A 10842-nucleotide genomic window follows, 5' to 3' on the forward strand; every position below is an offset into this window, starting at 1 on the left:
ATCTCGGTCGCGTACGCGACGACCTGGTTCGTGAACGCGGTGGACTCGAGACAGAACGGGCGCTGGGCAAAGCGGCGGGTGACCAGGCAGGTCGAGCCCCCCACGAGAACTCATGGTTCCCGTGGAGGCTCCACCGCGGCTGGTCCCCGCACGCCGAAAACTTGCCCGCGCGGGCAGGTGCCGCGACCATGGCGGGCGTCGCCGGGCGAGAGGAGCGCGGCGCGGACCGCCCTCCCGGCGCGCTCCTCGACCCGGTTTTTTCGCGCTCGCGGCCGCGCCGGACCCCGGCGGGTCATGCCGGCAGGACGCACACGCGCCCGCTGGTGACGACGGCGCCGCCGGCGGCGCGCTGTTCGATCGCCATCCAACCCGCGGCGAGCGCCCACGCGGCCAGATCCTCGGCGGCCCCCCGAGCGACGACCACAATCCGCCCCTCGTCGCGGACGGCTGCCGCCCATTCGCCGGCGCACGCACGCCAGTCGCCGGTCCCCGCCGCGGCGACCAGCGCGGCCGCGCGGCCCGGCGCGACCGGCAGCGCGCCGGCGCGCGCGCGCACCGCCGGCGCGCCGCACCGCTGCAGCCGGCGCGATCGCGCCTCGGCGACCGCGACGACCGGCAGGCCGGCGCGCGCCAGCGCCCGCGCGAGGCGCGGCGCACCGACGACGACCACCGGGCCGCCGGATCCCGCCAGCGCCTCGGCCACCGCGGCGGCCGCTCGGTTGACGAACCACACGGCCGACGCGTTACCAGGTTTGCCCGCGCCGGTAAAGCGGGACGACCGGACGCGCGGTCGTCGGCCGCGACGACGGAGAGCGCGCGACGGGAGGCTCGGGGACGATCGGCCGCGCGCGGTGGGCGGGGCCCGCTCCCTCGGGCCGCCGGACCCCCGCGCGCCGGCTATCCTGTCGGCGTGACGTCTGGCGCCACGATCCCGCACGTCGTCTCGCTCGGCAGCGGCGTCGACGACGCGGCCGTCGTCGGCGGCAAGGCGGCGGGGCTGGAACGCCTGCTGCGTGCCGGCCTGCCGGTGCCGCCCGGCGTCGTGCTGACCGCCGCGGCGTACCGCGCGCGCACCGTCCCGCGCGTCGACCTGCGCGGGCGGCTCGCGGTGCGGTCGTCGGCGACGGTCGAGGACGGCCCGCGCGGGGCGGCGGCGGGGCTGTTCGACAGCGTGCTCGACGTCGCGCCGGAGGACTTGGAAGGCGCGGTGCGCCGCGTGTGGGCGTCGGCCGATTCGCCCGCCGTCGCCGCGTACCTCGAGGCGCGCGGGCTGCCGCCGTCGGACCTCGCGGTGGCAGTGGTCGTCCAACCCTATCTGCACGCGGACGAGCGCGGCACCCTCTACTCGCGCCTGCCGGACGACCCCGCCGCCCCGCGCGCGCTCGTCGAGCGCGCCGGCGGCGCCTGGCTCGAGGTCGACCGCGACGCCGGCGACCCGCTCATGCGACTCGCGCGCGCGGCCGAGCGAGCGCTCGGCTGCGACGGCGTCGACATCGAGTGGCTGCGCTGCGGGGACCGGCTGTGGATCGTGCAGGCGCGACCGATTCCGGCGCCGGTGCCGGCGGCGCGCCCCGACCCGGCGCTGTGGGCGTTTTCCGCGGCGGATCCGGACACGACCTGGCGGTGGGACGTCACCCACAACCCGGACCCGCTGTCGCCGGCTCAGATCGGGCTCGTCGACCGCGTCAACCGCGGCGACCTGCGCGTCGTCGCGGGCTATCTGTACGCGGCCGACCGCCCGGACGACGTCGCGGCGCGCCCCGCGGTCGACGTCGGCGCGCTCGACGCGATGGAGCGCGAACTGGAGCGCACCGGCGACACCGTCGCGTCGGCGCTGGCCACCTACGAAGCCGTCTATCGCATCTACAACGATCGGCTCGCGCCGGGCTTGCGCGCCGCGCGGCGCGCGCTGCCCGCGTTGCTCGCCGAGCACGTCGGCCCCGACGAGGCCGACGCGCTCGCGCACGTGCTGCTCGGCGCGCCGAGCGACGCGCGGCTCGAGTCGCTGCTGGTCGCCGTCGCCGAGGGCCGCTTGCCTCGCCGCGCGCTGGAGGCCGTCGCTGCGCCGATGGCGCCGGCATGGGACGTGGCAGTGCCGACGTACGGCGAGCGGCCGGATCTGCTCGACGCCGCGATCGCCGCCGCGCGCCGGTCCGGCGCCGCGGCCGCCGCGCGGGATGCCGAGCGCCGCGTGCGCGCGCGCTTGCCGCCGGGCGCGCGCGCGGCGTTCGACGCGGCGCTGGCGGAGGCGCGCGCCGCCGCCGACGTGGCGGAGCTCGACGACCGACTGTTTGCGCGCGCGCAGTGGCAGGTGCGCCGCGCGCTGCTCGCGCTCGGCCGCGGCGACGACGCGTTCTTCGTGCCGCTGGACGCCGCCGCCCGCGGGGAGGTCGACCCGGCCGCCGCCGCCGCCGCGCGGGCGCAGATGCGTCGCCAGCGCGGGCTCGCCATGCCGCTGGCCGTGCGCGGCGGGCGCCCGCTCGCGTCGCCGCCCGCCGTCGCCGGCTGGGCGTGGCGCGGCCGCGGCTGCGGCGGCCGGGCGCGCGGCGTCGCGGTGGTCGTCTCCGACCTCGGTGCGATCCCACAGCTGCCCGCCGGCGCGATCGTCGTGGCCGACACGATCACGCCCGCGATGGCCGTGCTCCTATGCCGCGCCCGCGCGGTGGTCGCGGCCCATGGCGGCCTGCTCGATCACGGCGCCGCGATCGCGCGCGAACTCGGCGTGCCGTGCGTGGTCGGCTGCGCCGGCGCGCGCCGAGCGCTGCGCACCGGGGACCGGGTGTTCGTCGACGGCGCCGCCGGCTGGGTCGTCAAGCTCCGCGGATGACGGCGCCGGCAGCTCGGCCGGCGAACCCCGCGCGCGGCGGCCCCGGCGGCCCGGCCGTCACGTTGCGCCGGCGATGGCGCGCTCGGTATCCGCCCCGCGCGGCCCGCTCCGGCCGGAGATCACCACCGCGGCCCGCGCGGCTCGTCCGCAACCGCACCGTCCGCGGCGGTGGGCTCGGCCGACGGCGCGCCATCGCGCGTCGCCCCGGCCCGCTCGGCCTGCTCGGCCTGGAACCGCGCGTTGATGCGCTCGCGCAGGTCCTTGCCGACCTTGAAAAACGGCAGCCGCTTCGGCGCGACGTGAACCGGCTCGCCCGTCCGCGGATTGCGGCCCTCGTACGCCTTGTAATGACGCACGGTGAAGCTGCCAAAACCGCGGATTTCTATCCCTTCCCCGCGCTGCAGCGCACCGACCATCGCGTCGAACATCGTGTTGACGAGCTGCTCGACCTTGGCGCTCGGCATCTTGAGCTTGTCGGCGATGCGGTCGATCAGCTCGGACTTGGTGACGGTGCTGCTCATCGCGCGGGTTCTCCTAAGTGTGCAAAAGTGCTCACACTCTATCGGAACGCCGACCCGCGCGCAAGTCACCGGCGCGCGCCGGCCGCGGGCAGCGGCACTTGCTCGGGGCGCTCGAAGTGCTTGTAACCAATAGGAAATGTGTAGGTGTCGCAGCGGTGGCGCGCGTAGAAGTCGATCAGATCGCGCCACGTGACGGCCCCCGACCGGATGCCGTTCGTGATCACCGCGGGCAGAATGAGCCGGCATTCGTCGCCGCGCGGCGGTTTGTGCCCCTGTACGACGCGCCGGTCGTAGCCCACCTGTGGCGGAAACAGACGGCTCACGTAGAAGTACGAAAGCGGCGGAATCGCCATCGTCTCCACCGATTTGATCGCCAGCTTGAGGCCGTCGCGGTACAGGCACTCGCTGCGCACCGCGACGCCGCGCGGCTCGAGCGCGAGCGCGTTGTGGGCCAGATGCAGCTTGCGCATGCAGTGTTGCGTGCCGCGCGTCGGCGCAGTGACGACGCGATACGCGACGAAGGCGTCGGTGCGGTTCTCGATGCGCAGTACGAGCGCACGCTCCGGACGGCCCGGCTGCTCGGCGATCGACGCCTCGAGCCGCAACCCGGCCACCTCCACCGCGCGGTGGGCGTCGTCGGCGGGATCGAGCACGTGCCGCTGCGTGTCGCTCCGATACGGAAACACCTGCGCCATGTCGGCGGGGGTCGGCTGCGCGACGCCGTACGTGCGCGCGTCCATCTCGAGGTAGGCTGCCCACGCGGCCGGGTTGCGGTCGACGCTCTCGGAGAATCGCGCCGCCGAAATCGCGGTCGGCTTCGGCTTCGGCGGCCGCGGCGGAACCTCGAAATCGTAGCGGAAGGTGGCCAGCCACAGGCCGGCGAACAGCACCACGCCACCGCCGATCGCGGCGGCGCGCGCGCGCTTGTCGGTCCAAAACGGGTCGGCGGAGCGCGGCGAGGTCATGGCGTCGACCGCTCGGCGCGCTCGCCGGCGCGGGGGTACAGGATGGCTTTGAGGCGGTCCACTGTCAGGCCCAACTCGCGCGCGGCGTCGCGGTATGCGAGCTGTTGCACCTGCCCGCCCGGCGGCGAGGCGATCTCGTCGATCCTGGCGTCCGGCAAGTCGCGCCCCGTGCGCCGATGGTACCACGCGCGCAACGTCGCTCGGCCGGCAGGCGCGCGCACGTCGACGCCGGCCGTCGCGATCCGGCGCTTGATCGCGAGCACGTCGCGCAACCGCGGGACCAGCGCGATCGCGCAGCGAGCGAACGCCAGGTCGGCCGCGAGGTCGACCGGTTCGCCGGCCTCCGCGCGCGCGAGCGCCGCGCGCACGGCCTCCGCGCGGCGGCGAACGCCGTCGACGCCGATCGCGTCGAGTTCACGCAGCGCGCCGGGATGCCGCGACGACAACCTGCGCATCCCGTCGCGCCGTTCCGGAGTGCGCCCCGGTGGATCCATCGCGTGCCGTTCGAGCCACGCGTAGCGCTCGGCCAGCTCGCGCAACGCGCCGGCCAGGGCGTGCGCGTCCGCCGAGGCCGCGCCGCGGCGCCGCGACGCGGAAGGCGCGGTCCGGTCGGTCATACCCTATTGTATGCGCGCGAGGCCCACGCCTGTCAGCAACCGCCAGCAGGCGCGAGGCCGCCGCGCCGCGCGGTCGTGGTCCGCTCGATGGTCGGAGGTCGGGGTGTTTCTTACATTGACGAACGGCGCGTCGAGCCCACAGACTAGAACAGCGATCGGTCGCGCGACCGATCGCTGCCGCAGCTCGGCAGGTCGTGCGGGTGCCCATTTGAACAGAGTTTTCGTCAACACGGTCGGCTGGAGGTCGGAGCGCGCGCGGTCGCGACGCGCACGCGCGCTCGTCGCGGCGATCGCCGCGTGGCTCGCGCTGGCGGCGTTTCCGGCGCTCGCGGCCGCCGACGAGATCGCCGACCTGTCGGCGCGCCTCGCATCGTCGCGCCGCGAGAAGGTGCGCATCAGCGCCGCGGTGTCCCTCGGCCGGCTCAAGGACCGGCGCGCGGTCCGCCCGCTGGTGCGCGCGCTGCGCCGCGACCGGAGCCCGCTGGTGCGCGCGGTGGCCGCCGCCGCGCTCGGCTACATCGGCGACCCGCGCGCCGTGCCCGCGCTGCGCAAGGCCGCGGCCGATCCCGAGGATTCCGTGCGCAAGCGCGCGCGCGAAGCGCTGGCCCGCATCGACCGCGCGCAGAGCGGACGGCAGGTCGCCAGCGGCGCGCTCAGCGAGCGCGAACGGCGCGCGCGGGCGCAGTCGATCCGGGTCGCCCCGCGCGAGCGCCCGTCCCTCGCCCCGGCACCGACGCTGTACGTGCAACTAAAGAGCGTCACCGACAAGTCGCGCCGCCGCGCGTCGAAGCGCCACCGCGTGTGGACCGCGAACACGATGCGCAGCCTGCTCCACGACGAGTTGCAGCGGTCTCCGGAGGTGACGCTCGACGAGCGCAGCGCGGTCGAATCCGGCGCGCGCCACTTCGCGGTCGACGTCACCATCACGAACTTCAACCGGCGAGTGCGCGGCCCGTGGGTCGAGATCGTGTGCGAGGTGCGCCTCGCGGTGTCCAACCGGCGCGGCCGGCTGCTGTCGTTTCTCACCGGCGGCGCGACCGTGCAGGTTCCGAAAAAGACGTTCAAGACCGCGTACGAGCCGCAACTGCGCAAAGAGGCGCTCGAAAACGCTGCCAAATCGATGCGCCAGGATCTGATGGCGTACCTGCAGCGCGAGCTGCGCAACTAGCAGTCCGTGTCGACGCGGGCCGACGCCGCCGGCACCGCGACGGGTTCGCGACAGCGGACGCGGGCGGGCGCCCCCCGGTGCGCGCGGCACTCCGTTATTCCGCGCACGCGCCGAGCGCGTCGAGCGCCGCCAGCGCCGCGCGGACGTCGCGGCCGAACTGCGGCTCCGGCGGGGTGAACCAGCGGTACGGAGACAACCAGGTCGCGGGCGCGCGCAACCGCGGCCCGGCGCCGATTTCGATCAGGAACGCGAGCGTGCCGTAGCGCGCGTACAGGTGGTCGATTTCCGCGCCGCACGCCTTGAACAGCCGCGACCGCCGGCCGAGCTGCATGCACTTGTAGCCGCGCCCCGGCTGCGCCGCGGCCATGCGGCGCGCGATCCGCTCGAACGCATCGGCGTCGGGCGGCGGGTCGGACGTACTCGCGAACGGCCAGTAGATGACCTCGCCGAACGCGTGCAGCGACGCGGCCACCCGCGGGCGCAGCCGCGCGGCGAGGCGGTCGATCGCGCGCGTCTCCGGCTCCGACAGCGGCGCCGGCCCGGGCGCGAACACCGGGCGCACGACCCGGTTGAGCACGTAGCGATCGTCCCAGCCGACCGCGAAGTTGCGGTTGAGGTCGACGCCGCGGGCGTTGCGGCGCAAAAACCGGCGGCCGCCGCGCGCGACCATGCGCTCGCACGCCACGAACCCATCCGGGTTCGCGATCGGGACGACCGTGACCGACCGCCGCGGCCAGACGCCCTCGCCCGCCGCCGCGCGCTCGATCAACGCGACCGCCGTCGCCGGCCCGACGTGCTCCATCGCGTGCAATCCGGCGAGGACCAGCACGTCGGGCCGGCCCGGCCCGACGGTGATCGCCCACAGCGGCTCGCCGCCAGAACTGTTGCCGATGCAATCGACGTGTGCCGCACCTGTGCCGGCGACGTCCGCCACGCGCCGCCACAGGCCGCGGTAGGTCACCGGCGCGCGGCGCGCGGCGCCGTCCGGTTCGCGCAGCGACCCGACCCAGTGAAAGAACGCCGGCACGCGCACACTCTAATGAGGACTGCGGCGGTCCGCCACCGAGGATCGCGCTCGACATCGCGGCGCCGGCGAGACGCGCCGGCGCGATCCGGCTGCCGGACGCGCGACGACACACCGTCCCCGCGGCCCCGTGCGGCGCGGGCGGCGCCGGCACCTGCTTCGCGATCGTGCCGGCGCCCGACGAGTGCGGCCACACCGACACCGGCCGGGCCGTCGACGTCCGCCGGGGCGCCCCGGCCCCGGCGAACGCCCACGTCGTCGTCGGCTGCCGGCAACCGTAGTCCGAAGCGATCGCGGCCGGGAGCGCGGACGGCTCCCCCGAACGGATCGGCGCGCGTTCGCGACGACGCGGCCCGAGCCGCCCGGGGCGCCCGGCGGCCGCCCGCGGCCGCCGCGCCCGCCGCACGCCGCGTTCGCCCACCCCGTCGGGCACGCCGCGTCCGCCCGCCCCGCCGCCGCACGCCGCGTCCACCCGGCCCATGGGGCACGCCGCGTCCGCCCGCCGCGCCCGCCGCACGCCGCGTCCACCCGGCCCGCCACCCGGACCACGTTCGGGTCCGGGCGCTCACCGTTGTCGATGCAATCGACCTGCGCCGGTGCCGACAGCCGGCGCTGGCGAATGCACCTACAACAACCCGAGGCGACGCCCGCGGTCGATCGCCTCGGTGACGCTGTGCGCGCCGAGCTTGCGATACAGAGACCGCACGTAGCAGCGGACCGTGTCGACGCTGATGTCGAGCTCGGCGGCGATCTCCTTGTACGCGAGGCCGCGCGCGAACGCGTCGAGCACTTGCCGCTCGCGCGGCGCCAGGCGCGGCCGATCGCGCGCCGTGCCATCCAACCGTCGCGCATACGACAGGATGCGGCGCGCCTGGCTGCCGGTGACGGCGACGCGCACGCGCTGGGCGCCGCCGCGCGCCGCCGGGGCCTCGATCACGACGGTGACGCAGTCGCCGGTCGCCCCGGCGCCGGGGGCGCCGGCCGCGCCGGACGCTCGAACGGTCGAACGCGCAGGTGCCATGCCGCGCCGTCGATGCGAGCCGCGTGCCAGTGATGTACATTCCAGTCCGCGGCCCACGCCGCGCGGTAGCTACCCGGCGTGGCCGCATCGACCACACCGGCGGCTCCGGTGTGGCGGCGCGGGCCACAGCCGCACCGTGCATTGCCTCGCCTGCCACCACCGCGTCGCCGCCGGCGCCCTCTGCCCGCGCTGCGGCCGCCGCGCGCCCGCGCGCGGCGCGACCGACGCCGGGCCGGCTCCGACCGTGCCCGGATTCGACGTGGACGGGCTGCTCGGCGCGGGCGGCTTCGCCGTCGTGTGGGAGGCCCGCGACCGGCACTCCGGCCGCCCGGTCGCGATCAAGGTCGCCCGCCCCGGCGCCGAAGCCCGGCTCGCGCGGGAGGCGGCGCTGTTGCGGGGCGCGGTCACGCCGGCGTTCGGCCCGCGCTGGCTCGCCGACGGCCGCGCGCGCGACGGGCGGCGCTACGTCGCGATGGAACACGCCGGGCGCGACCGGCTGGCCGACCGGATGGCGCGGCGAGACCGCGCGCCGATCGCGGCGGCGCTCGCCGAAATCGCCGCCGTGGCCGACGCGGTCGCGGCGATGCACGCCGCGGGCCTCGTCCACCGCGACCTCAAGCCCGACAACCTGCTGCTGCGACCGGGCGGACGCGCGTGCGCGATCGACTACGGGCTGGCCCGCGCGATCGCCGAGCCGGGCGCGCCGGCGGACGCGCCGCACCCGACGCTCACCGCCACCGGCGAGGCGCTGGGCACCCCCCATTACATGGCGCCCGAGTTGTGGGGCGGCGCGGCGACCGCGGGGCCGGCGGCGGACGTGTATGCCGTCGCGGCGATCGCCTACGAGCTGCTCGCGGGGCACCCGCCGTTTTGCGGCGATCCGGTGGCGATCCGGCACGGGCACGCGACCGGCCGGCCGCCGCCAATCGCCGCGGCGTGCGGCCTGCCGGCCGAGGTGGACGCGGTCCTCGCGGTGGGGCTGGCCAAGCGTCCCGGGGACCGGCCCGAGTCGGCGGCCGCGTTCGCGGAGCGCCTCGCCGCCGCCGTCCGCGCGGCCGCGCGCACCCCGAGAACCGGGGCGGCCCGGCGGGCGGGCGACGGCCGGCGCGACGGCGCGGCCGCCCCGCGCCCCCGCGACCCGGTCGCCCTGGTGGCGCTGCACAGCGACGCGCCGCTGCCGCGCATCGCGGCCGTGGCGGCCGGCGCCGGAGCGGTCGTGGCGCGCGCCGGGGACGCGCTCGCGGTGCTCGCCGTGACCGCGCCCGACACGCCGGCGGCGCGCGTGCGGGCGGCGATCGCGCTGGCGCGCGCGTGCGTCGACGCGCTCGCGCCGGCCGGTCCGGTGGTCGTGCACGCGGCGGCGGCCCGGGTCGCGGGGACGCCGCGCGGCCCGAGGGTCGCCGGCGCGGCGGTCGCCGGCGCCGAGTCCTGGCACGCCGCCGCCCCCGACGCGGCGGTCGCGATCACGCGCGACGCGGCGGCGCTGGTGGACGCGGACGAGCTACGGCCCGCGCGCGACGGCTACGCGACGCCCGCCGGCGTGACGCCGCCGTCCGCGCCGCCCGAACCGCCGCCGCTCGTCGGCTGCCACGCGCTGCTCGATCGCGCCGCGGCGGCGTTGCGCGTCCTGCCGGCGTGCGCGGTGCTCGCAGGCGGCCGCGGCGTCGGCAAGTCCCGCGCGCTCGACGCGCTCGCCGGGCGCCTGGCCGACGCGGGGGCCACGGTGGTCCGACTGCGCGCGCGCCCCGCCTCCGGCGCCGATCCAGAGGACCTCGCGCGCCAACTCGCCCGCGCCGCGCTCGACCTGGGCGCGGACGAGCCGGCCGACGACGCCGCGCTCGACCGCGCCTGGCGCGCCGCCGGCGCCGACCCGCCCCCGCCGGCGCGCGCCGCGCTCGCCTACACCCTCGGCGTCCGCGGCGCGGGCGACCCGGACGTCGCCGCGGTGACCGCGGCGCCGGGTGCCCTGCGGCCGGCGCTTGCGCGCGCCCTCGCCGCGGCCGTCGCCGCGCGCGCCTCCCGGTCGCCGCTCGCCGTGTTCGTCGACGACGCCCACCACGCCGACCCGGCCGTGCTCGACGCGCTCGACCTCGCCGCCGGCGACCGCGGCGCGCAGCTCGCCGTCGCGATCGCCGCGGACCCGGCGCTCGACGACGTCGCGCCCCGCTGGGGTGCCCGCGCCGCGCGCTGCGAGCGCCTCGTCATCGAGCCGCTCGGCGACCGGGATGCCCGCGCGCTGCTACGCGCGCTGTTGCGCCCGGCCGCGCGAGTGCCCGACGCCGCGCTCGCCCCGCTGTGCGAGCTGGCCGGCGGCGTGCCGGCCCACCTGGTCGAACTGGCGCGCGGCGCGCACGCGCGCGGCGCGATCCGCCGCGCGGCCGCCGGCGACGGCTGGGAGCTGGCCGCCGACCGCATCGACGGCGGCGACTCGGCGACCGCGGGGCCGGACCGGCTGCTCGCCCGCGTCGCCGCCGATGCCCGCCGCGGCCTGCCGGCGCCGCTCGTCGGCCTCGCGGAGCTGTGCGCCGTCCTCGGCGCGCCGATCTCCCCCGAGCGGGTCGCCGCGGCCATCGCCCACCTGCCGGCCGGCGATCCGCTGCACGTTCTCGACCCGGCCGCCGGCATCGACCGCCTCGTCGCGCGCGGCGCGCTGCGCGGCCGCCCGCCGCGGCCGCGCTCGCCGCTGTGGACCCGCGCAC

At 77.6% G+C, this 10842-nt stretch carries 8 protein-coding genes; 3 read left to right on the top strand and 5 right to left on the bottom strand.

Annotation, left to right across the window (positions count from 1 at the left end; all coding sequences use genetic code 11):
- Window positions 1–121 precede the first annotated feature (121 nt).
- Window positions 122–2827 carry a hypothetical protein gene (locus D6689_15640; GenBank protein ID RMH39779.1) on the top strand — a complete coding sequence of 902 codons (2706 nt, stop codon included), beginning with the start codon at window positions 122–124 and terminating at the stop codon, window positions 2825–2827.
- Between the two features lie 119 nt (window positions 2828–2946).
- Here the strand turns inward: D6689_15640 and D6689_15645 are convergent, their stop codons facing one another.
- The 3 genes from D6689_15645 to D6689_15655 form a co-directional block, all read right to left on the bottom strand.
- A complete protein-coding gene (locus D6689_15645) occupies window positions 2947–3348 on the bottom strand; it encodes an integration host factor subunit beta (protein RMH39780.1) in 402 nt (133 codons plus the stop codon).
- Between the two features lie 65 nt (window positions 3349–3413).
- Window positions 3414–4313: a hypothetical protein gene (locus D6689_15650; GenBank protein RMH39781.1), complete on the bottom strand. Its 900-nt coding sequence runs from the start codon at window positions 4311–4313 to the stop codon at window positions 3414–3416.
- Window positions 4310–4930, bottom strand: a complete 621-nt coding sequence (locus D6689_15655) for a hypothetical protein (protein RMH39782.1) — start codon at window positions 4928–4930, stop codon at window positions 4310–4312. Before D6689_15655 ends, D6689_15650 begins: the two co-directional genes overlap by 4 nt.
- Window positions 4931–4940: 10 nt before the next feature.
- Between D6689_15655 and D6689_15660 the strand changes: the two genes are divergently transcribed.
- Window positions 4941–6098 (top strand): HEAT repeat domain-containing protein, encoded by a 1158-nt coding sequence (locus tag D6689_15660; GenBank protein ID RMH39783.1) that lies wholly within the window; start codon window positions 4941–4943, stop codon window positions 6096–6098.
- A 94-nt stretch (window positions 6099–6192) separates the two neighbouring features.
- Here the strand turns inward: D6689_15660 and D6689_15665 are convergent, their stop codons facing one another.
- The gene (locus tag D6689_15665) at window positions 6193–7131 is read right to left on the bottom strand and encodes a hypothetical protein (protein ID RMH39784.1); all 939 of its coding nucleotides are present in this window, start codon (window positions 7129–7131) and stop codon (window positions 6193–6195) included.
- A gap of 616 nt (window positions 7132–7747) precedes the next feature.
- The gene (locus D6689_15670) at window positions 7748–8143 is read right to left on the bottom strand and encodes a DNA-binding response regulator (GenBank protein RMH39785.1); all 396 of its coding nucleotides are present in this window, start codon (window positions 8141–8143) and stop codon (window positions 7748–7750) included.
- Between the two features lie 136 nt (window positions 8144–8279).
- Here D6689_15670 and D6689_15675 point away from each other — a divergent pair.
- Window positions 8280–10842, top strand: a 2563-nt coding sequence (locus D6689_15675) for a serine/threonine-protein kinase PknK (protein ID RMH39786.1), incomplete at its 3' end; no start/stop codon positions are given.

Source organism: Deltaproteobacteria bacterium (assembly GCA_003696105.1).
In the GTDB taxonomy this organism is placed as follows: domain Bacteria; phylum Myxococcota_A; class Polyangia; order Haliangiales; family J016; genus J016.

Excerpts from the sequence above, each read along its gene's own strand:
- D6689_15645 (RMH39780.1), bottom strand. The coding sequence starts at position 3,348 with ATGAGCAGCACCGTCACCAAGTCCGAGCTGATCGACCGCATCGCCGAC.
- D6689_15650 (RMH39781.1), bottom strand. The coding sequence starts at position 4,313 with ATGACCTCGCCGCGCTCCGCCGACCCGTTTTGGACCGACAAGCGCGCG.
- D6689_15655 (RMH39782.1), bottom strand. The coding sequence starts at position 4,930 with ATGACCGACCGGACCGCGCCTTCCGCGTCGCGGCGCCGCGGCGCGGCC.
- D6689_15660 (RMH39783.1), top strand. The coding sequence starts at position 4,941 with ATGCGCGCGAGGCCCACGCCTGTCAGCAACCGCCAGCAGGCGCGAGGC.
- D6689_15670 (RMH39785.1), bottom strand. The coding sequence starts at position 8,143 with ATGGCACCTGCGCGTTCGACCGTTCGAGCGTCCGGCGCGGCCGGCGCC.